A 21676-nucleotide genomic window follows, 5' to 3' on the forward strand; every position below is an offset into this window, starting at 1 on the left:
GACCGTGACGGATGAAATAAATTTTCACCTATTCACGCCCCGATAAAACACGCATCGGTAAATCAGGACATAAGCCACATGGCCCGCCGCTTCGTCCTTCAGAACCTCCCTACACCCGAAACGCGCCAATCAATTGCTTCAACTCAACCACCTGGGTTGCCAGTTGCCGACTGGCCGCTTCCGTGTGCTGCGCGCCTTGCGCTGCATGCTCGCCGGCGCGGTTGATTTCGACAATGTTCTGGTCGATGTCTTGAGCGACCGCCGTTTGTTGCTCCACGGCGGCGGCGATCTGCTGGTTCTGATCGACGATCATCCCAACCGCCCCCAGGATATTTTCCAGGGCTTGCTGGACTTTTTCCGACTGCCCTACCGTGCCATTCGCCATTTCATGGCTGCTGCCCATGGCCTTCACCGCCGCGCCGACGCCGCTGTGCAAGCGGATGATCATCTGCTCGATTTCCTCGGTGGAGTGCTGGGTGCGCCGAGCCAGGGTGCGCACCTCGTCGGCCACCACCGCAAACCCGCGCCCTTGGTCACCGGCGCGCGCCGCTTCGATGGCCGCGTTGAGCGCCAGCAGGTTGGTCTGCTCGGCGATGCTCTTGATCACCTCCAGCACGCTGCTGATGGACTGGCTGTCGGTAGCCAGTTGGTTGATCACCCGCACCGATTCGTCGATCTCCGCCGCCAGGCGCGCGATGCCGCCTTGCTGGGATTGCACCAGCGCACGCCCGCTGACGGTTTCATCGTTGACACTCTGGGCACTGCTGACCGCCGCCGCCGCGCTGCGCGCCACCTCCTGGGCGGTGGCGGACATCTGGTTCATCGCCGTCGCCACTTGCTCGATCTGGCTGCGCTGGCCGGACACCGCCTGGTTACTCTGTGCCGACACCGCCTGCACCTGGCCGGCCTGCAACTCGACCTGGCTGACCGTATGCCCAACACGCTCGATCAGGTCATGAATCTTGGCCACGGTGCCATTGAACACCTGGCCCAGCTCGCCCAGTTCGTCACGGCTTTGCGCAACGAAGGTGACCGTCATGTCACCTGCCGCCACTTTGTCCATCATCGCCCCCAGGCGCCGCAAGGTGGTGCGGGTGGAGACAAAGAAACCGGCATAGAGATAGAAAATCAGTGCAAACACCGCCGCCAGGGCAGTGACCAGCAACACCATATGCAAACGGTTCTGCGCCAGGCGCTGCTGCAACTGCTGCCCGAGGAACGCCAGGGTGGCGTCATCCAATTGATAGGTCTTGGCCATCAGTTGGCTGACGCCGTCATAAAAGCCCTGCCAAGGCGCGTCGAGGGTCTCGGCCATCACCACCTGCTCTTCGAAAAACTCACTGCCTTGCTTAAGGCTCGTCTGGCTGGCTTGCGCCGAGATGTCGAGGGCGGCGTGCGCAGCCTTGCTGGCGCCCAGCGCGTCCTGCAGCTTCAAGCCATATTCACCGTGGAGTTTTTCCAGTTGCTGCAGCAGTTCGTCAAAACGGGTGCTGGAGGACGAATTGATAAAGCCCTGCCCCAGGGAGTACGCGCCCATGGCACGGCCTTCGCCCAAGGCTTGGGTGACTTGAGGGGTGACGGTGGTGACCAGGTCGCTGAGCTGGCGCAGATCACTTTGCGGATCACGGCTCAAACCGGCTTGGCTGGCAATGATCTGGCTGAACATCTGGGCCTGGTTGAGTAACTTGCCGATCAACGCCGCTTTGTTGAGCAGCGAGGTTTCCTGCTGCTGGGCCTTGAACGCAGCGATCAGTTCGTCGCGTTTACTGTCGAAGACGGCAACTTGCTCGGGCTGGGTCGCAATGGCGCGCAAGCCCTGCAAGCGCTCCACTACACTGGCTTCCAAAGCGCTGATTCTGGTCTCCAGGTCTGCCGCTTTGCCGGACTGGCCGAGGGTCGCGTTGATCTGAACCTGGTTGTTGAGGGTTTCCAGCTCGCGACGCAACGCCAGGCTGCTGCCGAGCAGGTCAAGGCTTTGCAGTTCGACGCGGGTGCCCTGGTATTCACGCCACGAGTCGCGCACCAGGTAATAGTTGGTCGCCAGCATCGGCAGCAGGAACAGCACGCTGATCAGGCTGAACTTCATGCCGAAGCTCAGGCGGTTCATCAGCGCGACGGCGGGATAGAGCAAGCTCTTCACAGGTGACCTCCCCTTCTTTTATTTTTATTGAGGCGCAGGGCGGCGGCAGATAGCCACTATTTGGCGCTCTATCTGTATAGCTCAATTCGAAAGGGAGTTTTGTAACGTAAGGTTAACGGCGTGTCTGGAGGCCCTAACGCCATGTAGGAGCGAGCTTGCTCGCGAAAAACTTAACGACGCCGCGTTTATTCAGGAAGCGCGCGTTATCGTTGAGGTTTTTCGCGAGCAAGCTCGCTCCTACAAATCAGGGGAGTACCGTCCAGATGGCAAACCCGGCATACCACAGCACCGCCGCGCGCAGCAGCAGTTCCCACAGGCGATCCAGGCTGTTGATGCCATCGGCCCCCACCACTGGCGGCGGGATCTCCGCAGCAGCCAGGCCGACTTTTTCCACCAGCTGTGCCGCGCTGATATCCCAACTCAGCAGTTCGTGGAGCATCACACGGCTGACCCCGACGAAATTGCCCACCAAGGCAAAGCTGGCCGCCAGCAGGCGTACCGGCAACCAGTCAAACGCGTGACGCAATTGCGTGGCGCGCTCGGCCACCAAGGGGTTCTGGCTGTGTTCGCTGGCCAGCGCCAACAGGCGGTACGCCAGGGCGGCCACCGGGCCCAGCAGGAAATACCAGAAAATCACCGCAAAGAAGCTTTGGTACGCCTGCCACAGCAGGTAGCCCTGGACGCGCTCCAGCAGTTGCTCGCCACTGTCGGCGCCAAGCTTGAGGTCGCGTTCGGCCACATGCTCGGCCGCTTGCAGGTCACCGCGCCGCCAGGCATCACGAAACGGCCCCAGCCCTGCCAATAGGTCGCCACGGCCCAGGCTATAGATCACCACCAGCAAATGCACCGGCAATGCCAACAGGCCATAGGCCACCGGTTCCAGCACCAGCAACAGCAACGCCAGCAATGCCACTGGCAACAGCACCAATACCAGCAGGATCAACCAGGGCCGCTTGCCCATGCGCGGGCTCGATTCCAGCCTGGCCAGCTCACGCAGCCATCCGCCGTCACGCTGCAACCGCAGGCGCAAGGCCGAGAACTTCTCGATCCATACCGCCAGCACCAACACCAGGAAACTCATCGTTCGTGTCCTCCATCCTGCAGGGCGCTGCGAAAGCGCGTCCAATCAAAAGCGGGGCCTGGGTCAGTCTTGCGCCCCGGAGCGATGTCGCTATGACCACAAATATTTTGGTAGGTGATATCTGGGTAAGCGGCCAGCAGTTGGCGCGTCAGGTCGATCAACGCCGCGTACTGGGCATCGGTGAACGGCAGGTCGTCCGTACCTTCCAGCTCGATCCCAAGGGAAAAATCGTTGCACACCTCGCGCCCCTTGAAGCAGGAGATACCGGCATGCCAGGCCCGGTCGCGGCACGAAACAAATTGCGTCACAGTGCCGTCACGTTCAATCAGAAAATGCGCAGACACCCGTAGGCTGGCTATCCCTTCAAAGTAGGGATGCTCTGAAATATCCAGGCGGTTCTGGAAAAACTCCTGCACCTTGCCGGTCTTGAACTGCGCCGGAGGCAAACTGATGTTGTGCACCACCAACAGCGAGATTTCGCCTTCAGGGCGCTCGTTGAAGTTGGGCGAAGGGCAATGACGAATGCCCTGGCACCAACCGCTGGCGGGGTCCAACTGCATACAGGCTCCTTGAGTGAGACGAGGTGTGACCAGTATGCCGCGTTCCACCCTGCGGTTGCGATCACTTGCCGCGATTGAGTTGCCGCAGGTTACCCACCACGGCTGTCAGCGCACGTTCGAACAGCGGGCCATCGTCCAAGCTGTGCAGGACGCCCTGCTTGAAAGCCAGGGCTAACTGGCACGCGCTTTTCTCCAGGACCTTGAGGCCCGTGCGGCTGACAAAAATATAGGTATCGGCGGGCGGCATGATTGCGGTCAACTTGCAGCGCAGGGTACCGGCTTCATGTTGCTGCAACGCAACCCAGGCACCGACTCGCAACTGCTGGACCTTGAGCAGGTCGGGATCGTCAGGGGGCATTGATTCGTCGGCGGCCGGCGGGCCAGCGTCCAGGGTAAAAGGCTCGCGGACTTCGACCAGTACCTCGCCGTCGAGCGGCTGAACATGCAGAGCCTGCAACCGCAGGAAAAACTCACGGGTACTGAAAGGATCGAACGCCGCACCGGCCAACCCGTCACGCAATGCTTTGAGCAGCCCGGGTAATTGCTCCAGCAAACGCCGGCCGGCTTCGGTGTCTTCACGCAGGCCCACGCTCCAGAGCAATTCATCCAGGGTGCGTAGCGCCGCCTGCCATTGCAGCGATTGTTCGCCGTGCTTGAGAACGGCCACTAACAGCACCTGGCTCCAGGCTTGCTGCACAAATTGCAGCACCGATGCCGGCAAGGTTTTGCCCGCGAGCCGCCGATTGAGCACCTGCGCCACACGTTGACGCGCCACCTGGGTATGCAGGCGCTCTTGCTCGGCGTCACGGGTATGCCGCTCAAGACGTTCACTGCGTGTGCGCTCTTGGGCTGTAAATGCGCTGAACGTGGTGAGCAACTGGGAGAAAATCGCCGGATCTTCGACGTACTCATTCAGCAACCGCTGTACGAGTTGCTCGATACACAGATAGAGGTTGTCCCGTGGGTGGTCATGGGGCGGGCTCCAGCCGATGACGGCGTTCGCGATGTCATTGAGCAAGCGCCGCGCCGGATGCTGCGTGCAACTGAGCAGGCTCTTGTCCAGCACCGCCACTTTCAGCAGCGGGATCTGCAAGCGGGCGATCAGCGCCTTGAAAGCGTCCGGCACACTGCTGTCATCGAGCATGAACTCGAACAGCATGGCCACCAGATTGATCACATCTTCGTCTGCTTCTTCCAACACCCGCGACTTGCCACTTTTGACACTGACCCGGGTGAGCAACTGTTCAAGCTGGCTGCGCAGGTCGAAATCGTCCTCGCACTCCGGCTCCGGTACATATTGCTGCAAATGCGACAGCAGGCGCAGCAGATCGCGGGTGGCAATGGGTTGCGGCTCGGCGCTGGCTTCAAGGGTCGGGGCCACGCTGCCACGCACGGCTACCAGCAGCGTCTGCAAGGCGCTGAACGCTTGCTGGCCGCTTTTATCCAGCGGCGGGTCGGCCACCGCTTGGCCGGTGCAGTCCTGGTGCTCCCGGGCCGCACGCCCGCCGGCTCGACGGGACGGGACCGCTTTGAGTTCCGGCAATACGCCAGTGGCGATCAGCAATTGGTTGGCCTCGCCATACAACAGGTCGGCGTCACTGAGCACGTACTTCTCAAACAGCTTGAGCATGACCAGCTTGACGCGGATCTCCACCCCCAGGCTACGCCCTGCCTGCAGGAAAAAATCGCAAAGCCGCGCCGGGCCCAAGGGGTTTTCCGGATCATCCAGGCGCCTGCCAAGCAGTTCACTCAAGCGCGCGTTCAATTGCCCCAGCGCCAAGCCATCACGGTGGCGCACCCGACCGAGCATCGCCTCCAGGGCCACGGCTTTTTCCACGTCATCGGCGCTGGTGCCGGGTACCGCCTCATAAGACACCAGCGGCACCAGGTGCGCCCCGCTGCACCGGGCCTGGCCCAGGTTGGCGAACGCCACGAACAACTGCTCCATGAACACGCGTTCGAAGTTCTTGCGCTTGAGGCGCAGGTCGCGCATGGCCTCGAAAAAAATATGATGGTCGACGGTGCTACGGGCCTTTTCGGCCATTTCAAACAGGGTGTCGTCGGCGTTATCGAACAGTTCCTGCAAACCCTGTTGCAGCTGTTGCGCAGCCTTGTCACGCACCTGCAGCAACACCACCGGCAGGCGCGCGAGCGGCGATGGCGTGGCCTGTGCCCTGTTGATAGGCACCACCTTCCCGTCATTGTGCATCCTGGCCTCCTGAAACGGCGGTTTTGAGAGGTGGAAAAGACCGGGAGCAGGCCCGGCAGGCCCTGCAAATATCCCGGTTACCACCAAGACGTCAAAGCTATGACGCCAATTGCAAGGCGCGAGATTATCTGGCAAACGAGGGCAGTTGCGCCAGCACACTCTGACTTTGTGCGGTAAATGAGTGGCGAGCCTGGGTTAGAACGCACGCTGGCCCTATAATCGAGGCACTTTGTTTGTGGAGCCTGTTATGCCGAACCTCCGTCTTGCCGACCTCACCGCCGAAATCGAAGCCAACGTGCGCCGCGCACTGCTGGAAGACATCGGCAGTGGTGACATCACCGCGCAGTTGATCCCGGCCGAACGGCTGGCCAAGGCCACGATCATTACCCGTGAAGCGGCCGTGATTGCCGGTACGGCCTGGGTGGATGCAGTGTTTCGTCAACTGGACCCACGGGTCGCCGTGCATTGGCAGGTAGCTGACGGTGAACGTGTCAGCCCCAACCAGGCGCTGTTCCACCTTGAAGGCCCGGCACGCTCGCTGCTCACGGGTGAACGCAGTGCGCTGAATTTTTTGCAGATGCTGTCAGGTGTAGCCACCCGAGCGCAGTTCCTGGCGGACTTTGTCGCGAGCACCCAGGTCAAACTGCTGGACACCCGCAAGACACTCCCAGGTCTGCGTTTGGCGCAGAAGTACGCGGTGACCTGCGGCGGTTGCCACAACCACCGTATCGGGCTGTATGACGCGTTCCTGATCAAGGAAAACCACATCGCCGCCTGCGGTGGTATCGCTCAAGCGATTACGGCCGCCCACGAGATCGCCCCGGGCAAGCCGGTGGAAATCGAAGTGGAAAGCCTGGAAGAGTTGCGCGAAGCCCTGGCGGCGGGTGCCGACATCATCATGCTGGATGAACTGAGCCTGGACGACATGCGCGAAGCCGTGCGCCTGAACGCCGGCAAGGCCAAGCTGGAAGCCAGCGGCGGGATCAATGAAACCACCTTGCTGCCTATCGCTGAAACCGGCGTGGACTACATCTCCATCGGGGCGATGACCAAGGATGTGAAGGCGGTGGACCTGTCGATGCGCCTCAGTATCTGAAGATGCCGTAACTGTAGGAGCGAGCATGCTCGCGAAAAACCCTAACGATAACGCGTACCTCTGGGGGCACGCGGTGGTCTTGAGTTTTTCGCGAGCAAGCTCGCTCCTACAGGCTGCTTTTAGACGACGAGGTTATTCATCTCGCAGTACTCGTCCCAATCGACACCCAGCACCTCGGCCGCCTCTTTGTGCAAGGCCAACCGCGCGGCTTCGAACTCTTCGGGTGTCGTGGTGTACTTGAGGGTCAGCTCCCAAGGCTGGAGGCTCTGGCTCTCGGCCTCGTCCTCGAATGCCCACTGAATCTGGTCGCGCTGATCATCGGCACTCAGGTCCTTGATCTCTTCTTTTAGCTGCGGCGTGTCCTCAAGGTAGTGCTTGAGCGCTTGTTCGTGCCGCGCTTCCTGGGTCATTTCAGTCGTGGTCATGTTGTTCTCTTAGATCGAGGAATGGGAATGCATCTGGGTCTTCAAGGTTGCGCAGATACAAAAGAGCGGGCGCAAATGCCCGGCTCACCTGGCCTTCAGAACCATTCTGGGATCATCTGAAAACATTGCCGTTGAAACAGTGGTGCCTGTGGTGCCCGAGACAGGAATCGAACCTGCGACCTTCGCGTTACGAGTGCGCTGCTCTACCGGCTGAGCTACACGGGCGGTGGGCTAAAGCTAGCACTGCATTGGGCATGCAGCAACTTGCTCGCTCACCGCCCGGCGACTGTCACGCGCCGTTGGCGCCGCAACCCTTGGCAGCATACTGAGGCTCTACCGTGGTGGCACAGCTCCAGCCGCTGGTGGCGCTGCGGGTCAGGGTGATGGTCTTGCCGAGCACGGGCGCGGGCGCATCGAGGATTTCACAACGGATAGTACCGACGCCCGAGGCCACATCGCCCGTCACTTCGATAGTGCAGTTGGCGGTAGGGCTGGTGCCCCCGATGAGGGCCAGGGTCGGCACGGTGCCCTGGTTAATGACGTCCTCGTAGCCGGCCTTTAACGCGCTGATTTCAGCCAACCCCGCGGTGAACTTGGCCTTGGCCTGGTGCTTGGTGTACATGGGCAGGCCGATGGTGGCCAAAATGCCGATGATCGCCACGACGATCAATAACTCGATCAAGGTAAAACCTTTTTGACGCATCTCTTTCACTCTCCAGAATAGAACCATGACAAGGCGCGTCCTGCGCCCCGTAGTGTGCAACGGCGCCAGTGTACTCATCCCCACGCAGCCGTTCGCCTGCAAGACGCACAATCTGACATTTTATCGCCCGGCACCAGCCTGCCCGACTCCGCCACCTGACTAAGCTATAAATTCTTCACGACCTGAGTGCGCCAACCTCACATGAACGACACTCCAACAATCTATGCCTGGGAGGGCATCAACCGCAAAGGGCGCCGGGTATCCGGGCAAATCGCCGGGCATAACCTTGCGCTGATCAAGGTACAACTTCGCCAGCAAGGGATCTGCCCCGAGCGTGTGCGCAAAAAATCTTGTGCACTGCCAACCTTCAAGACGCGCATAACGCCTGTGGATATCGCCCTGTTCACTCGCCAGTTGGCCACCTTGCTCAAGGCCGGCATCCCGCTGCTGCAAGCCTTCGACATCATCAGTGAAGGCGTCGAAAACCCACAGCTGCGCGAACTGGTGAAGGCGTTGAAACAGCATATTGCCAGCGGCCACCCGTTGGCCGCTGCCCTGCGTCAGTATCCCCGCCACTTCGATGAGCTGTACTGCAATCTGGTAGCGGCTGGCGAAATGGCCGGTGCCTTGGAAACCCTACTGGAGCGCGTGGCGATTCATCTGGAAAAAAGCCAACGGCTCAAAACCAGGATCAAGAAAGCCATGACCTACCCTATCGCAGTACTGGTAATTGCCACAGGGGTGAGCACAGTGCTGTTGATCCATGTGGTGCCGCAATTCCAGAACTTGTTCGCCGGGGTCAACGGCCAATTGCCGGGGTTTACCTTGGGGGTCATCGCGCTGTCGGAACTGCTGCAACAGGCGTGGTGGATGCTGGGGCTGGGTGTGGGCGCGGCGCTGGTTGCGGGGCGCCACGCCTACCGGACTCACCCGGGGTTTCGCCATGGGTGGGCAGCAGGTTTGTTGAAAGTGCCCGTGGCAGGCAAACTGCTGCACAAATCTGCGGTCGCCCGCTACGCACGCACGCTATCCACTACCTTTGCGGCGGGCGTTCCTCTGGTACAGGCATTGGGTTCGGTGGCTGGCGCCGTCGGTCATGGCCCCTTTAAACAGGCAATCGAACGTATGCGCCACGATGTATCCACAGGCATGCAGTTGAATCAATCGATGCATAACAGCGGCCTGTTCCCAGGCATGGCAATCCAGATGACCGCAATCGGTGAGGAGTCCGGCACCCTGGACCGCATGCTGGAAAAAGTCGCGAACCACTACGAGTCAGACGTGGACACCTTGGTCGACAACCTCACCAGCCTGATGGAGCCGCTGATCATGGTGGTATTGGGGGGGATTGTCGGCGCGCTGGTAGTCGCCATGTACTTGCCGGTATTCCAATTGGGGACGGCGTTTTGAGCCTGTTGCTGAGCGAACATCCCTGGGCGTTTGTAGGCCTGGCGCTGGTGTTGGGCCTGATCGTCGGCAGCTTCCTCAATGTGCTGGTGTGGCGCCTGCCCAAAATGCTCGAGCGGGAGTGGCGTGCCCAGGCCCATGAGATTCTGGAGTTGCCAGCCGAGCCCCGTGGGCCGGCCTATAACCTGATGCGCCCCAACTCATGCTGCCCGCACTGCAATCAACCGATTCGGCCTTGGGAAAATATCCCGGTGCTCAGCTACCTGCTGCTCCGGGGGCATTGTGCCCACTGCCGCGAACCCATCGGCCTGCGTTACCCCCTCACCGAACTGGCCTGCGCGCTGATCTCAACCGCTGTCGCCTGGCACTTCGGCTTCGGCTGGCAAGCCGGCGCGGTGATGCTGTTGAGTTGGGGCTTGCTGGGGATGAGCCTGATTGATCTGGACCACCAACTGCTGCCGGATGTGCTGGTGCTGCCGCTGCTATGGCTGGGGCTGATCCTCAACAGCGCTGACCTGCTGACGCCCCTGCCCGATGCAGTATGGGGCGCGGTCATCGGCTACATGAGCTTGTGGAGCCTGTTCTGGCTCTTCAAGCTGGCCACTGGCAAGGACGGCATGGGCCATGGCGACTTCAAATTATTGGCCTTGCTGGGAGCCTGGGGCGGCTGGCAGATTCTGCCGATGACCCTGCTGATGGCCTCGCTGCTGGGCGTGTTTGCCGGGTTGATTCTGTTGCGTTTGCGTAAGGCCCAGGTGTCAGCGCCGATGCCGTTTGGCCCCTGCCTGGCAATTGCCGGCTGGATTGCATTGCTCTGGGGTGGTCAAATAACCGACTTCTATTTGCAGTCTGTCGGTTTCAGATGACCACTTCTGTTGCAACACCCTGGATTCTTGGGCTCACGGGCGGCATTGGCAGCGGCAAAAGCGCTGCGGCCGAGCACTTTATCAAGCTGGGCATCGACCTGGTGGACGCCGATCACGCCGCGCGCTGGGTCGTCGAGCCGGGCCGCCCGGCGCTCGCGCGCATTGCCGAACATTTCGGCAGTGGCGTGCTGCAAGCCGACGGCCAACTGGACCGTGCCGCGCTGCGCAAACTGATTTTTGAGGTCCCACAAGAGCGCCTGTGGCTGGAGGCCTTGCTGCACCCGCTGATCGCCGAGGAAATTCGCAGCCACCTGGCACGCGCCCAGTCGCCCTACGCGATCCTGGTGTCACCGCTGCTGATCGAATCCGGACAGTACAGCATGACCCAGCGCATCCTGGTGATCGACGTGCCGCAATCGCTGCAGATTCAGCGTACCCTGCAGCGCGATGGCATCAGCGAACAACAGGTGCAGGCGATTCTCAAGGCTCAGTCCAGCCGCGAAGACCGCCTGAACCATGCCGATGACGTGCTGGTCAACGATAAGGACCTGGCCTGGCTGCACGGCGAGGTCGAGCGACTGCACCACTTTTACCTTACTTTGCGTGGAGGCCGATCATGAGCCAACCCTTGACCGTCGACTGCCCAACCTGCGGTGCCCCCGTGGAATGGAAAGCGACCAACCTCAACCGGCCGTTCTGCTCGGACCGTTGCAAACTTATCGACCTGGGTGCCTGGGCCGCTGAAGAACACAAGATTCCCGTGGCCCCGGACGCCGAAGACGAACTGTTTTCCGAAGACCTGCCGCCGCGCCACTAAGGCCGCATAAAGGCATATTCCTGCTGGTCGTCGAGGTTTTCTGCAAGGTATTGCAACTCGTCGGCCAGGTCTTCAAAGCTGCGTACACCCTTGCTTTGCTGCACCACTGCGCTGAGCATGGCGCGCAAGGTCAAACCGGGGTCAAAACCGATTTCCTGCGCTGCATCCTGGCTTCTGCGCAACTCCTGCCGTGCCCATTCATACACACTCATGATTCATGCTCCTGAAAATTTTGCCGAGCATGGACCTGCGCCGCTGCCCGGCATTTGACCTGGATCAACGCCGCGAATCGTCGTCCTTCCAGGGCGCCGAGAGGTAGCGGGTGCGGTTGAAGGTCTCCAGCCAATCGGGGCAAAACACCACCAATGCGCTGATGACCATGCCGTTGATAAAGGCTTCGGGAAAGATGATCAGCCACAGGTAACCGACAAAATCCTCCAGCCATTGCGGCATCGCAAAAAGGCCGTCGAACCACAGCAGGCCCAGGCCGGCCAACAGGCACAGCAATGCCGACAGTGCGGCAGCAAAAAAGCCCGAACAGAAGATATACACAAAGGGGTTTCGCGGCTGCGCCCGCTCTACCAACAGCGCGCACCCTTCGGTGACCAGCACCGGCAGCACGATCAGGAGCAGGCCATTGACGCCAAGCGCGGCCAGATCCTGGCGCCCCAACAGCATCAAGCCAAGCTGGGCGGCAAAGCCACCGACGATTGCCAGCGGCCAATCGAGCAGCAAGGTCACGGCGGTCATGCCGATAAAGTGATAGGACACGCCGGTATCGAAATCCCGCCGCACCAGCCACAGCATGAACAGCGCGAACACCGTGCCGAACAGCAAATGCTGGCGCCGCCGGTCGGCAAACAGCTCCACCCAGGGCGAGCGCAGGATCGCCCACATCACCACGGGCGCATACACCAGCCAGCCGATACCGAGGGTCTGGGGTGCCAGAACCGCTGCACTGATCACGGACGCTCTGCCTTAACCAAAAAACTCATCACACACCTCGTCCCTGGGCCTGTTTCATGTGAGCATTCTACACCCGCGTTTTAAGGCAAGACTTCCTGTGGTCATCATTTGAACGCTAAGCTGCGACTATGGATGACTCAGATTATTTGCGCCTGCTCACCGTAGCAGCCGAACAAGCCAACGCATTCCTGTCCAATGCCCGCAAGTGGGAGCGTGAGCGTTGGGTCTGCCAGCGCCTGCTGCAAGGCTTGAACGTGCCCTACCGTGTCGAAGAATTTCACGCAGCGGGCCAGGAGCCGCCCGACGTGCTGTTTCGCGACGCCAGCTTCGAGGTCTTTTTTGTGCTGGACGAGGGCCGTCGCCTGAACGACGAGTGGCGCGATGAGTTGCTGCGCAGGCGCAGTGCTTTCTCCCTGAGCCAACTGGTACGGCGCGAAGCCAAGCCACGGCGCATCCCCGCCCATGAGTACCTGCTGCGCCTGGCCCCCACACTGCGTAAAAAAGCTCACAACTACAAAGAACGCGGCATGGACTTGGGGGAGCTGGACCTCATTGCGTTTACCAGCCTCAAGCGCGAAGTGCTGGACCTCAACAGCCATTTTCCGCCGCCGACCGAATACCTGCGCCAGGGCTGGCGCTCGCTATCGCTGGTGGGGCCGACATTCGCGCGGGTCCTGTTCGCCCATCCCGACGCGCCGGACTTCTTGCGCAACAACCTGGGCCGCAGCATAGTGTTTGATGTCGGCATCAGCCTGTGATGCCCCTGGCTGTAACGTGGCGCCCCTTTGCAACGTCTACCTGACGAGGCCTTTATGACCAGCCGCCTGAAACCCGATGACCAAGAGCGTGTCGAAGAGTACCTGCAACTCTCCCAGAACAGAGTCGAGCGCAAGCCTTTCCGGCCGTGGCTGCTCCTCTGCGTGGTGCTGGTAGTGGTGATCGGGCTCGGTGCGCTGAGCCGCCTATTGAGTTACCTGACGCTATGAGCCGCCTGGCGCTCGCGAGGGTAACTGCTCCGATTTCTTTTAGCCTTGCGAGATATCCCCATGACCCATCGTATTATTATCGTCGGCGGCGGTGCCGGCGGCCTGGAGTTGGCTACCCGCCTGGGTAAGACCCTGGGCAAGCGTGGCAAGGCCAGCATCACGCTGGTCGACACCAACCTGACCCACATCTGGAAGCCCTTGCTGCACGAAGTGGCTGCCGGCTCGCTGAATTCCTCGGAAGACGAACTCAACTACGTCGCCCAAGCCAAATGGAACCACTTCGAGTTCCAGCTGGGCCGTATGAGCGGGCTTGACCGTGAACAGAAGAAAATCCAACTGGCCGCCACCCTCGACGAAGAAGGCCGCGAACTGGTGCCCGCCCGCGTACTGGGCTACGACAGCCTGGTGATTGCGGTAGGCAGCACCACCAACGATTTCGGCACCGAGGGCGCGGCGCAACATTGCCTGTTCCTCGACACCCGCAAGCAGGCCGAGCGCTTCCACCAGCAACTGCTCAACCACTACCTGCGCGCCCATGCAGGCCAAACCGACGCCGTTGAACAGATCAGCGTCGCCATCGTCGGCGCCGGTGCCACCGGGGTTGAGCTGGCCGCCGAGCTGCATAACGCCGCCCATGAGCTGGCGGCTTATGGCCTGGACCGTATCAAGCCAGAAAACATGCACATCACCCTGATCGAAGCCGGCCCGCGGGTATTGCCTGCCCTGCCGGAGCGGATCGGTGGGCCAGTGCATAAAACCCTGGAGAAACTAGGGGTGACGGTACTGACCAATTCGGCGGTCAGTGAAGTAACCGCCGACGCCTTGATCACCAGCAGCGGCCAGGTGATTCCGGCCAGCCTCAAGGTCTGGGCGGCCGGTATTCGCGCCCCTGGTTTCCTCAAGGACATCGATGGCCTGGAAACCAACCGCATCAACCAGTTGCAAGTCCTGCAAACCCTGCAAACCACCCGCGACGAAAACATCTTCGCCTTTGGTGATTGCGCCGCCTGCCCGCAGCCGGGCACCGACCGCAATGTACCGCCACGGGCCCAAGCGGCTCACCAACAGGCGTCATTGCTGGCCAAATCGCTGAAGCTGCGGATTGAAGGCAAGGAGCTGCCGACCTACAAGTACACCGACTACGGCTCGCTGATCTCGCTGTCGCGCTTTTCCGCGGTGGGTAACCTGATGGGCAATTTGACGGGCAGTGTGATGCTGGAAGGCTGGCTGGCGCGGATGTTCTACGTGTCGCTGTACCGCATGCACCAGATGGCGCTGTATGGGTTCTTCCGCACGGCGATGCTGATGCTGGGCAGCAAGATCGGCCGCGGCACCGAGCCGCGCCTTAAATTGCATTAACAACGCATAACACCTGTGGGGGGCAAGTTAAGCGAATCTTGCCCCTTGTAGGAGCGAGCTTGCTCGCGAAAAACGTCAACGATAACGCGGGCTTTCTAAGTGAACGCGGCGCCTGTGAGTTTTTCGCGAGCAAGCTCGCTCCTACAATAACAGGCAAAAAAAATCCCCGTATCTTTCGATACGAGGATTTTTAATATGGTCGGGGTAGGGGGATTCGAACTCCCGACATCCTGCTCCCAAAGCAGGCGCGCTACCGGACTGCGCTATACCCCGGTAATAAAAAGGCGACCTTTCAGTCGCCTTCTTCGATCAGCGCTTTTGGCCTCTGATCTTAAGATTCGATTCCAGCCTGAACTGGTCTCAAAAATGGTGGGTCGTGTGGGATTCGAACCTACGACCAATTGGTTAAAAGACAATTGGTTTTAGTGCTTCATAGCCCAGGATCGTGTTCGCTACACATAGCTGTTTCCGTGGCCTCGCAGCCTCTAATGAACCCACATTAGAGGCTCCAAACCATGAAAATCTCTGCGGTCGTTTCGACCAAAGGCGGCGTAGGCAAAACTACCATCGAGGCCAACCTCGGCGCTTTTTGTGCGGATGCAGGCCTGCGCGTGCTCATGATCGACCTAGATCCTGCACAGCCTTCGCTCTCCTCGTATTACCAATTGGTCGATGAAGCTCAAGGAGGCATCTACGACCTGCTGGCATTCAATATCACCGAATCAGCCAAGATCATATCCAGCACCACGATACCAAACCTGTCGCTTGTCATTTCCAACGACATCAACAACCAACTGAACAGCCTGATCCTGCAAGCACCTGACGGACGGTTGCGACTCGCCAACCTGATGCCGGGCTTCAAAGATCATTTCGACCTGGTACTGATTGACACCCAAGGCGCCAGGTCGGCAATGCTCGAAATGGTGGTCCTAGCCTCTGATTTGGTCATATCCCCACTTCCGCCCAATATGCTCGCTGCACGGGAGTTCAGCCGGGGATCCATGCAGATGCTGGACGGCCTGCGCGCCTATGGGCGCCTGGGCATGAAAATCCCTCCTGTGCGGATCGTCGTCAACAATCTCGACCAAACCACCGACGCGCAAATGATCGAGCAGTCGGTACGGGAAATTTTCCAGGACAATGACGAAATCAACGTTCTGGAATGCGTCGTCCCCTCCGCAGTGGTGTTTCGTAACAGTTCATCCCTGGGCGTCCCAGTACACCGCTTGGAATACAGACAGCCTTCCAACCGCATATCCCCTGCAGCCCTTGTCGTGATCCGCCAATTGGCCATTGAGCTTTTTCCAGAATGGCGTGACCGCTTCGAGGCCATGACCGAGGAAAAGGTAGCTAACTTGGTGAGGGAGGGTCGTTGAAATGGCGAAGCCCTCCATTACCGACGCCCGCAGTATTACTGCAAACCTCATCCTAGAGGTTGGCAAGTACTACAGCGCTCAGCAATTGCGCAGCTTGCAAGCCAAGCTCAGTGGAACCGCACGAGAAATCCGAGCCCTGACAAGCGGTTACCAATTACCCGGTCGGATTGGCGCTCAGTTGAGCGTTGACCAGCTTCAGCTTTTGCAGGACGCCGCGAAGCTTATCGAGTCAGTGAACTCGAACATTAAGCACGCGAAGGAAAAGCGCGGCCGCGACGAAAACCAAGCCAAACGCCGTCAGCAAAGTCGATATGCCGAAGCCAAACGCCTGGTAGCTGAAACATATTTAGAACCCTTTGCTCCTGAGCCAACGGCTTTGGACCCTCTTCTAGATATTCTTAAAACAGCGCTGACGCTTAATCGAGCAGACGTTTTCAGGAATGGTTATTCCCCTAGGGAGTTCAATCTCAGGCTCCGTGATTACCTGTCGCCTGCCAGAACTCGAAAGCTCATTGGCTGGACCAGCCCAAGTGCTTTTTGGATAAGCACGGTTCTCTCTCTTCGTAATGACGTTGTGCAAGCTGTTGAGCAAGAGATTGCTTACGACGATGGGTCAAGTGTTCAAGACCGCCTTGATGCCCTGAAACAGAAGGTTGCGGACTGCCTTGCCCGGACTCACCTCTCTGCTGATGAGGAAGAAACACTTCGCCTGTGGTCAGAGGCGCTCTCCCCCCGCCTCCAACAGGAAGGGGGTGAATGATGGACAAGCAAAAAGTCCTCAGCAAGGTCGCCAAACTCATGGCGCTGGCCAAGTCACAAGGCGCTGCCCCAAACGAAGTGGAAATTGCACTTCGTCAAGCTCGCCATTTGATGAATCAGTACAACTTGGAACACACCGAAGTCGCTGCCCATACAATCGAAGAATCCATTGTGGGTACCAAAACCCGTCGGGCACCGCAGGATTGGCTGCACAACCTGGCCTCAATCTGTTCCCAAGCCTTCGATTGCAGCCACTTGGCGTATTTCAATCCGCTACTTGGCTGGTCCTTCAAGTTCTTGGGGAAAGGTATTTCACCCGATCTGGCAGCTCACACCTATTCAACGCTGCATCACCAGCTTGTCGCAGCCCGACGAGCTCATGTTGCCCAGCAGAAGCGCTGCCAACTGAAAACCAAACGTCACCGCGGCCAACTGTTTGCCGAGGGCTGGCTCAATGCCGTCGCCTCTAAGGTGAACCAGTTTGCAGGTGGGATAGACGAAAACACTGCGCTGGAGATCCAAGCCTACCTGGAATGGCATCATCCAAAACTAACGCTAGCCATTATCAAGCCCATCGAAGCCAAAGGTCATGACACCCGCTCTTTGCAAGCGGGATGGGACCAGGGCAAGCATGCCAGGCTGCATCGTGGTGTCGGACAGCAGTCACAAGGAGCCCTTGGGCATGGAGGGAGCCAATGAGAACTCATTCGCTTTCACCTTTGGCCATGGCGGCGCTGGAACAAGCCAGATCCCAACTTGGGCTTGCCCCGGTTCACAAACACCATGTTTGGAGTGAGGCAGAAGAGCGCTCGCTCATTGCCCGCTATCCCAATGAACCGACTCAGGTCCTAGCCGCCGAATTGGGGCTCAGCGTCTATCAGGTCTATGCCAAAGCCAAACGGCTGGGCTTGAGCAAAAGCGCCGAGTTTCTTCGCAGTAGTCTCTGTGGCCGGCTTGACGGCAAGTTGGGCGCAGAATTCCGCTTTCCCAAGGGATCCGTCCCATGGAATAAGGGCCTTAAGGGGCTCCCCTCCTCTGGCCGTATGACTCAGACGCAGTTTAAGGCCGGCAATAAACCGGGGAACTGGCTGCCTATTGGCAGCCTGCGCACAACTCCTGACGGTTATCAGCAGAAGAAAATCACCGATACCGGTTACCCACCCGTTGACTGGAAAGCCGTGCATGTACTGCTTTGGGAGGAGCATCACGGACCAGTCCCTATAAACATGTGCGTGTGCTTCAAGGACGGCAACAAGGCCCATATAGCCCTGAATAACCTGGAGTTGCTGACGAGAGCAGAACGTATGCGTCGGAACACCATTCATCGGTATCCGGAAGAGCTGAAATCCGCAATACGCGCTATCGGCAAACTCAAACGCACCATCCGGGAGGTTGAACATGAAGAACAAGATTGAAGATCTACGTAATCACCTGTTCGTCGCGATCGAGAGCCTCCTGGACCCAGAAAGACCAATGGAAATCGAACGGGCCAAAGCGGTTGCCGAGGTTGCTCAGGTCATGATCAATTCAGCGAAGGTTGAAGTCGACATGGTCAAAGCCCTGGGGGCACGCAACGGGAGTGGTTTTCTTCAGATAGGCCAGGAGTCTGGGAAATGAATCACCTTGACCTCTCACCTCCCTACTCCGTAGAGGCTGAACAAGGTGTGTTAGGTGGGCTACTGCTCGACAACAACACCTGGGATCTCGTCGCAGACAAACTGGATGCCTCTGATTTTTTCCGACACGACCATCGGTTGCTGTTCCGGACAATGGCAAGCCTTGCTGACAAGTCCATTCCGTTCGACATCGTCACCGTCCACAACGCGTTGGAGGAGCCAGACGAAGCCGGAGGGCTGAGCTATCTGGGCGAGCTGGCCAAAAACACGCCGTCTGTAGCCAACATCGAGCATTACGCATCCATCGTGCGTAATCGCTCTCGGCTCAGACAGCTCATGTCCCTTGGATACCAATGCTCTCGCGAGGCGACAGACCCGTTGGCAAGTGCGGAGGATGTTCAAGAATCAATTGAACAGCAACTGTTCGCTCTGGGTGAAGGCAAGAGCGCAACGGAATTCGTCAATATCAACCAATGCCTGACGAACGTCGTCGAACAAATAGACGAACATTTCAACGGCAATATCACCGTGACCGGCCTGCCTTCAGGCCTGGAGGACCTGGACGAGCTGACGTCGGGTTTTCAAGAAGCCGACCTGATCATCCTCGGCGCGCGCCCGTCTATGGGGAAGACCTCTCTGGCCTTGAACTTCATAGATACGGCTCTGCAGGCAAAGCTTGATCGTACAGTTCAGGTTTTCAGCATGGAAATGCCGGCCAAAGCACTGATGTATCGATTGATGGGCATCCTAGGCCATATCGATCTGGGCAGGCTATTGAAGGGCAAGCTCGATGATGATGATTGGCCGAAGCTGACTGCAGCGGTTTCTCGTATTAATGGCTATGGAGAGCGGCTGGTCATCGACGACTCATCAGCGCTCACGCCTGCAGTAATCAGAGCTAAATCTCGTCGAGCAGCTCGTCGCTTCGGACACCCGAGCTTGATCCTGATCGATTACCTGCAGCTCATGCGCTGCCCAGGTCAGGAAAACAGGGCCAACGAGATCAGCGCTATATCCCAGTCCCTCAAGGCCCTAGCGAAAGAGATGAATTGCCCGGTGGTTGCGCTTTCCCAGCTCAACCGAGAACTGGAGCGACGGCCAAATAAGCGTCCGATCAACGCAGACCTGCGTGATAGCGGTGCGATTGAACAGGACGCGGACCTGATTATGTTCGTCTACCGGGACGAGGTGTACCACCCTCAGAGCGAACACAAAGGCATTGCAGAAATCATTCTCGGCAAGGCGCGTAACGGCCCAACTGGGACCGTACGAACAGCCTTCATCGCCAATCAGACCCGGTTTGCCAACCTCAGTCCCAACGCCGGCTGGCAAGGGGCTCAACTATGAAAAAGCACACCTCAGCGATGAATACTCTCGTACGCATCACTCACTGGTGCCTTCAATGCGATAGCCACCACCCGAAACATCAAGTGAGTGGCGCTCCAGCCTTACCCGGCGGTGAAGTGGACGAGCTTATTTGCCCTACTTGCAATAGCTATGACATCGAGGAGCTTCAGGAGGTGTCGGATGCACAGTAGCGCCGAGCTATTTCCTAGTATCCATGCCGGTGCCGTGTTCGAAGCCTCTGCTGTGGCTCATGCCCATAAATCTGGGATCAACCCGGTGGAGCTCGACGCATTAGCTCAAGCGATCGGCCGCCTTGCTCGTGACCACAGCACCGTGGTCCCAATGAGCATGCGTGAGGATCTGTTGGAGTTTGAGAAGCTCGGCTACGTCGAGCTGACCAACACGCCCAGCGCAACAATTACCGTTGAACTGCTCTGTGCGGGCGCCTTGCTATCCAGCTACTTCTGGTCGGTTTGGGTGCCCCGCTACCTCCAGTGCTGCTCGCTGAAAGTGGCCGTCATGTCTCACCTGCAACACCCCGCGGAAGTTCAGCACTGCAGCGTGGTGTTCCGCGTGCCTGGAGCACGTGAGGCTACGCGTCACTTTTTGCATGAGCTCGGTACCAAGTTTCCTGGCGATCAGGCTGAAATCATCGCGATCCAGACCGGTAACGTTCTGGCAGACAGGGATGCAGAGCTATGACCACCAATCTCCTACGCGGAAAAAGCGAGAGCCTTCGTGTACTCGTGAAGTTTGCTGAAGCGAATGGCTGGACGGTGTCTCGCACTCAAGGTGGCCATATCAAGTTCACGAAATCTGGCCTTGGATCGATTTACACCTCATCAACCGCAAGCGATTACCGCTCAGGCCTCAACGCCAAAGCCCGTATTCGTCGTGCTGATCGAGCTCAAACCCTACACTCGCAGGAGGCAATCTAATGCCTATCCGTCATTGCATCGTCCACCTGATCGACAAAAAACCCGATGGCACACCTGCTGTTCTCCAGGCACGCGATTCGGAGCTATCCGAATCGGTCGCCATCGAGAACATGCTTGCCGACCTCAACGAGAGCTATAACGCCAAACAAGGCAAGGCCTGGGGTTTCTTCCATGCCGAGTCCGGCGCGCACCCGTTTAGCGGCTGGTTAAAGCAGTACTTTGAAGGTGACCAGGACTTCACCGCCTTCAGCCACACGGCGGTCGAGCATCTGCAAAAGCTGATGGAAGAGTCCAACCTCTCCACCGGTGGCCACGTACTGTTTGCCCATTACCAGCAAGGCATGACCGACTACCTAACTGTCGCCCTGCTCCACCACAGTGAAGGCGTGGTGGTTACTGACGATCTGGACGTCACTCCTTCACGCCACCTGGACGTTGGCCAGTTGCACCTGGCAGCGCGTATCAACTTGTCCGAGTGGCAGAACAACAAGCAATCCAAGCAGTACATCTCGTACATCAAAGGCAAAAACGGTAAGAAGATCTCGGGGTATTTCAGCGACTTCATTGGCTGCATGGAAGGCGTCGACGGCCCGGGCGAAACCCGCGCCCTCCTCAAGGCGTTCAGCGACTTCGTTGAAAACGAAGACCTGCCAGACGAATCGGCCCGCGAGAAAACCAAGGCCCTGGTGGACTACGCCACCAGCCAGGCCAAGCTCGGTGAACCCATGGGCCTGGAGGAACTGTCAGGCTTGATCGATGAAGATCGCCCCAAGGCGTTCTACGACCATATCCGCAATAAGGACTACGGCCTGTCGCCGGAAATCCCCCTGGATAAACGCACTCTCAACCAATTCCGTCGGTTCACCGGCCGTGCCGAAGGCTTGTCCATCAGTTTTGAAGCGCATCTGCTAGGGGACAAGATCGAGTACGACGAGGCGTCCAATTCATTAGTCATCAAGGGGTTACCTACCCAACTCACTGATCAGTTGAAACGTCGCTGAACACACTTTCTACCCTAGGCATCG

The 21676-nt window shown here is 58.8% G+C and carries 25 protein-coding genes, 2 tRNA genes and 1 pseudogene; 17 read left to right on the forward strand and 11 right to left on the reverse strand.

Features of this window, described 5'->3' with window-relative positions:
• Positions 1-109: 109 nt before the first annotated feature.
• From CRN80_RS32035 to CRN80_RS03680, 5 genes and pseudogenes are all read right to left on the reverse strand, one after another.
• Positions 110-1039, reverse strand: coding sequence for a methyl-accepting chemotaxis protein (locus CRN80_RS32035; protein ID WP_371861808.1), 930 nt, complete (start codon positions 1037-1039; stop codon positions 110-112).
• A pseudogene (locus CRN80_RS32040) lies at positions 1016-2107 on the reverse strand (methyl-accepting chemotaxis protein); the annotation flags it as partial. The pseudogene CRN80_RS32040 and the gene CRN80_RS32035, both read right to left, overlap by 24 nt.
• Before the next feature lie 277 nt (positions 2108-2384).
• Positions 2385-3221, reverse strand: coding sequence for a regulatory signaling modulator protein AmpE (ampE, locus tag CRN80_RS03670; protein WP_098949591.1), 837 nt, complete (start codon positions 3219-3221; stop codon positions 2385-2387).
• Entirely contained in the window at positions 3218-3781 is a 564-nt protein-coding gene (gene ampD, locus CRN80_RS03675) for a 1,6-anhydro-N-acetylmuramyl-L-alanine amidase AmpD (protein WP_098949592.1), read from the reverse strand. Before ampD ends, ampE begins: the two co-directional genes overlap by 4 nt.
• 61 nt (positions 3782-3842) lie before the next feature.
• Entirely contained in the window at positions 3843-5990 is a 2148-nt protein-coding gene (locus CRN80_RS03680; RefSeq protein WP_098949593.1) for a DUF1631 domain-containing protein, read from the reverse strand.
• Positions 5991-6237: 247 nt separating this feature from the next.
• On the opposite strand from CRN80_RS03680, the gene nadC reads away from it, so the two are divergent.
• Positions 6238-7086: a carboxylating nicotinate-nucleotide diphosphorylase gene (gene nadC, locus CRN80_RS03685; protein ID WP_098949594.1), complete on the forward strand. Its 849-nt coding sequence runs from the start codon at positions 6238-6240 to the stop codon at positions 7084-7086.
• A 119-nt stretch (positions 7087-7205) separates the two neighbouring features.
• Here nadC and CRN80_RS03690 read toward each other — a convergent pair whose 3' ends face one another.
• From CRN80_RS03690 to CRN80_RS03700, 3 genes are all read right to left on the reverse strand, one after another.
• Entirely contained in the window at positions 7206-7511 is a 306-nt protein-coding gene (locus CRN80_RS03690; protein ID WP_032893620.1) for a DUF6388 family protein, read from the reverse strand.
• A gap of 149 nt (positions 7512-7660) precedes the next feature.
• Positions 7661-7736 (reverse strand) — tRNA-Thr (locus tag CRN80_RS03695).
• Positions 7737-7800: 64 nt separating this feature from the next.
• A complete protein-coding gene (locus CRN80_RS03700) occupies positions 7801-8214 on the reverse strand; it encodes a pilin (RefSeq protein ID WP_098949595.1) in 414 nt (137 codons plus the stop codon).
• Positions 8215-8415: 201 nt separating this feature from the next.
• Here CRN80_RS03700 and CRN80_RS03705 point away from each other — a divergent pair, with 201 nt between their 5' ends.
• The 4 genes from CRN80_RS03705 to yacG are packed head-to-tail and all read left to right on the forward strand — an operon-like array spanning position 8416 to position 11304.
• Positions 8416-9624: a type II secretion system F family protein gene (locus CRN80_RS03705; RefSeq protein WP_098949596.1), complete on the forward strand. Its 1209-nt coding sequence runs from the start codon at positions 8416-8418 to the stop codon at positions 9622-9624.
• The gene (locus tag CRN80_RS03710; protein WP_098949597.1) at positions 9621-10487 is read left to right on the forward strand and encodes an A24 family peptidase; all 867 of its coding nucleotides are present in this window, start codon (positions 9621-9623) and stop codon (positions 10485-10487) included. Before CRN80_RS03705 ends, CRN80_RS03710 begins: the two co-directional genes overlap by 4 nt.
• Positions 10484-11107 (forward strand): dephospho-CoA kinase, encoded by a 624-nt coding sequence (coaE, locus tag CRN80_RS03715; protein WP_032893625.1) that lies wholly within the window; start codon positions 10484-10486, stop codon positions 11105-11107. Before CRN80_RS03710 ends, coaE begins: the two co-directional genes overlap by 4 nt.
• Positions 11104-11304 carry a DNA gyrase inhibitor YacG gene (yacG, locus tag CRN80_RS03720; RefSeq protein WP_003188437.1) on the forward strand — a complete coding sequence of 67 codons (201 nt, stop codon included), beginning with the start codon at positions 11104-11106 and terminating at the stop codon, positions 11302-11304. The genes coaE and yacG overlap by 4 nt, the downstream gene beginning before the upstream one ends.
• Here the strand turns inward: yacG and CRN80_RS03725 are convergent.
• Entirely contained in the window at positions 11301-11516 is a 216-nt protein-coding gene (locus CRN80_RS03725; RefSeq protein WP_003171680.1) for a hypothetical protein, read from the reverse strand. The two genes, yacG and CRN80_RS03725, sit on opposite strands and share 4 nt — an antisense overlap.
• Before the next feature lie 64 nt (positions 11517-11580).
• Positions 11581-12270 (reverse strand): energy-coupling factor ABC transporter permease, encoded by a 690-nt coding sequence (locus CRN80_RS03730; RefSeq protein ID WP_098949598.1) that lies wholly within the window; start codon positions 12268-12270, stop codon positions 11581-11583.
• Positions 12271-12398: 128 nt separating this feature from the next.
• Between CRN80_RS03730 and CRN80_RS03735 the strand changes: the two genes are divergently transcribed.
• From CRN80_RS03735 to CRN80_RS03745, 3 genes are read left to right on the forward strand one after another with little or no spacing between them, the layout of a single operon-like run.
• The gene (locus CRN80_RS03735) at positions 12399-13028 is read left to right on the forward strand and encodes a DUF1780 domain-containing protein (protein WP_098949599.1); all 630 of its coding nucleotides are present in this window, start codon (positions 12399-12401) and stop codon (positions 13026-13028) included.
• Between the two features lie 54 nt (positions 13029-13082).
• A complete protein-coding gene (locus CRN80_RS03740; protein ID WP_032893628.1) occupies positions 13083-13256 on the forward strand; it encodes a DUF3094 family protein in 174 nt (57 codons plus the stop codon).
• Between the two features lie 60 nt (positions 13257-13316).
• Entirely contained in the window at positions 13317-14615 is a 1299-nt protein-coding gene (locus CRN80_RS03745; protein ID WP_014716868.1) for an NAD(P)/FAD-dependent oxidoreductase, read from the forward strand.
• A 196-nt stretch (positions 14616-14811) separates the two neighbouring features.
• On the opposite strand, the gene CRN80_RS03750 is transcribed toward CRN80_RS03745, so the two are convergent.
• Positions 14812-14888, reverse strand: a tRNA-Pro gene (locus CRN80_RS03750).
• Between the two features lie 242 nt (positions 14889-15130).
• On the opposite strand from CRN80_RS03750, the gene CRN80_RS03755 reads away from it, so the two are divergent.
• The 9 genes from CRN80_RS03755 (at position 15131) to yejK (ending at position 21652) form a co-directional block, all read left to right on the forward strand.
• The gene (locus tag CRN80_RS03755) at positions 15131-15991 is read left to right on the forward strand and encodes a ParA family protein (protein ID WP_008437313.1); all 861 of its coding nucleotides are present in this window, start codon (positions 15131-15133) and stop codon (positions 15989-15991) included.
• 1 nt (position 15992) lies between these two features.
• Positions 15993-16751, forward strand: a complete 759-nt coding sequence (locus tag CRN80_RS03760; RefSeq protein ID WP_008437314.1) for a hypothetical protein — start codon at positions 15993-15995, stop codon at positions 16749-16751.
• On the forward strand, positions 16748-17449 hold the full coding sequence (locus CRN80_RS03765) for a DUF2786 domain-containing protein (RefSeq protein ID WP_008437315.1): 702 nt from the start codon (positions 16748-16750) through the stop codon (positions 17447-17449). The genes CRN80_RS03760 and CRN80_RS03765 overlap by 4 nt, the downstream gene beginning before the upstream one ends.
• Positions 17446-18165, forward strand: coding sequence for an HNH endonuclease signature motif containing protein (locus CRN80_RS03770; RefSeq protein ID WP_020301295.1), 720 nt, complete (start codon positions 17446-17448; stop codon positions 18163-18165). The genes CRN80_RS03765 and CRN80_RS03770 overlap by 4 nt, the downstream gene beginning before the upstream one ends.
• Positions 18149-18367: a hypothetical protein gene (locus tag CRN80_RS03775; protein ID WP_008437317.1), complete on the forward strand. Its 219-nt coding sequence runs from the start codon at positions 18149-18151 to the stop codon at positions 18365-18367. The genes CRN80_RS03770 and CRN80_RS03775 overlap by 17 nt, the downstream gene beginning before the upstream one ends.
• Positions 18364-19713 carry a replicative DNA helicase gene (gene dnaB, locus CRN80_RS03780; protein WP_008437319.1) on the forward strand — a complete coding sequence of 450 codons (1350 nt, stop codon included), beginning with the start codon at positions 18364-18366 and terminating at the stop codon, positions 19711-19713. Before CRN80_RS03775 ends, dnaB begins: the two co-directional genes overlap by 4 nt.
• A gap of 180 nt (positions 19714-19893) precedes the next feature.
• On the forward strand, positions 19894-20415 hold the full coding sequence (locus CRN80_RS03790) for a hypothetical protein (protein WP_008437321.1): 522 nt from the start codon (positions 19894-19896) through the stop codon (positions 20413-20415).
• Positions 20412-20651, forward strand: a complete 240-nt coding sequence (locus CRN80_RS31460) for a type II toxin-antitoxin system HicA family toxin (protein WP_008437325.1) — start codon at positions 20412-20414, stop codon at positions 20649-20651. The genes CRN80_RS03790 and CRN80_RS31460 overlap by 4 nt, the downstream gene beginning before the upstream one ends.
• The gene (gene yejK, locus CRN80_RS03800; RefSeq protein ID WP_008437326.1) at positions 20651-21652 is read left to right on the forward strand and encodes a nucleoid-associated protein YejK; all 1002 of its coding nucleotides are present in this window, start codon (positions 20651-20653) and stop codon (positions 21650-21652) included. Before CRN80_RS31460 ends, yejK begins: the two co-directional genes overlap by 1 nt.
• The last annotated feature ends 24 nt before the right edge of the window (positions 21653-21676 follow it).

It is taken from the genome of Pseudomonas sp. FDAARGOS_380, assembly GCF_002591235.1.
Lineage (GTDB): Bacteria > Pseudomonadota > Gammaproteobacteria > Pseudomonadales > Pseudomonadaceae > Aquipseudomonas > Aquipseudomonas salmasensis.

Bases quoted from the DNA above. Each gene is read 5' to 3' on its own strand.
- CRN80_RS32035 (WP_371861808.1), bottom strand. From the start codon at position 1,039: ATGACGGTCACCTTCGTTGCGCAAAGCCGTGACGAACTGGGCGAGCTG.
- ampE (WP_098949591.1), bottom strand. From the start codon at position 3,221: ATGAGTTTCCTGGTGTTGGTGCTGGCGGTATGGATCGAGAAGTTCTCG.
- ampD (WP_098949592.1), bottom strand. From the start codon at position 3,781: ATGCAGTTGGACCCCGCCAGCGGTTGGTGCCAGGGCATTCGTCATTGC.
- CRN80_RS03680 (WP_098949593.1), bottom strand. From the start codon at position 5,990: ATGCACAATGACGGGAAGGTGGTGCCTATCAACAGGGCACAGGCCACG.
- nadC (WP_098949594.1), top strand. From the start codon at position 6,238: ATGCCGAACCTCCGTCTTGCCGACCTCACCGCCGAAATCGAAGCCAAC.
- CRN80_RS03690 (WP_032893620.1), bottom strand. From the start codon at position 7,511: ATGACCACGACTGAAATGACCCAGGAAGCGCGGCACGAACAAGCGCTC.
- CRN80_RS03700 (WP_098949595.1), bottom strand. From the start codon at position 8,214: ATGCGTCAAAAAGGTTTTACCTTGATCGAGTTATTGATCGTCGTGGCG.
- CRN80_RS03705 (WP_098949596.1), top strand. From the start codon at position 8,416: ATGAACGACACTCCAACAATCTATGCCTGGGAGGGCATCAACCGCAAA.
- coaE (WP_032893625.1), top strand. From the start codon at position 10,484: ATGACCACTTCTGTTGCAACACCCTGGATTCTTGGGCTCACGGGCGGC.
- yacG (WP_003188437.1), top strand. From the start codon at position 11,104: ATGAGCCAACCCTTGACCGTCGACTGCCCAACCTGCGGTGCCCCCGTG.
- CRN80_RS03725 (WP_003171680.1), bottom strand. From the start codon at position 11,516: ATGAGTGTGTATGAATGGGCACGGCAGGAGTTGCGCAGAAGCCAGGAT.
- CRN80_RS03735 (WP_098949599.1), top strand. From the start codon at position 12,399: ATGGATGACTCAGATTATTTGCGCCTGCTCACCGTAGCAGCCGAACAA.
- CRN80_RS03740 (WP_032893628.1), top strand. From the start codon at position 13,083: ATGACCAGCCGCCTGAAACCCGATGACCAAGAGCGTGTCGAAGAGTAC.
- CRN80_RS03745 (WP_014716868.1), top strand. From the start codon at position 13,317: ATGACCCATCGTATTATTATCGTCGGCGGCGGTGCCGGCGGCCTGGAG.
- CRN80_RS03755 (WP_008437313.1), top strand. From the start codon at position 15,131: ATGAAAATCTCTGCGGTCGTTTCGACCAAAGGCGGCGTAGGCAAAACT.
- CRN80_RS03760 (WP_008437314.1), top strand. From the start codon at position 15,993: ATGGCGAAGCCCTCCATTACCGACGCCCGCAGTATTACTGCAAACCTC.
- CRN80_RS03765 (WP_008437315.1), top strand. From the start codon at position 16,748: ATGATGGACAAGCAAAAAGTCCTCAGCAAGGTCGCCAAACTCATGGCG.
- CRN80_RS03770 (WP_020301295.1), top strand. From the start codon at position 17,446: ATGAGAACTCATTCGCTTTCACCTTTGGCCATGGCGGCGCTGGAACAA.
- CRN80_RS03775 (WP_008437317.1), top strand. From the start codon at position 18,149: ATGAAGAACAAGATTGAAGATCTACGTAATCACCTGTTCGTCGCGATC.
- dnaB (WP_008437319.1), top strand. From the start codon at position 18,364: ATGAATCACCTTGACCTCTCACCTCCCTACTCCGTAGAGGCTGAACAA.
- CRN80_RS03790 (WP_008437321.1), top strand. From the start codon at position 19,894: ATGCACAGTAGCGCCGAGCTATTTCCTAGTATCCATGCCGGTGCCGTG.
- CRN80_RS31460 (WP_008437325.1), top strand. From the start codon at position 20,412: ATGACCACCAATCTCCTACGCGGAAAAAGCGAGAGCCTTCGTGTACTC.
- yejK (WP_008437326.1), top strand. From the start codon at position 20,651: ATGCCTATCCGTCATTGCATCGTCCACCTGATCGACAAAAAACCCGAT.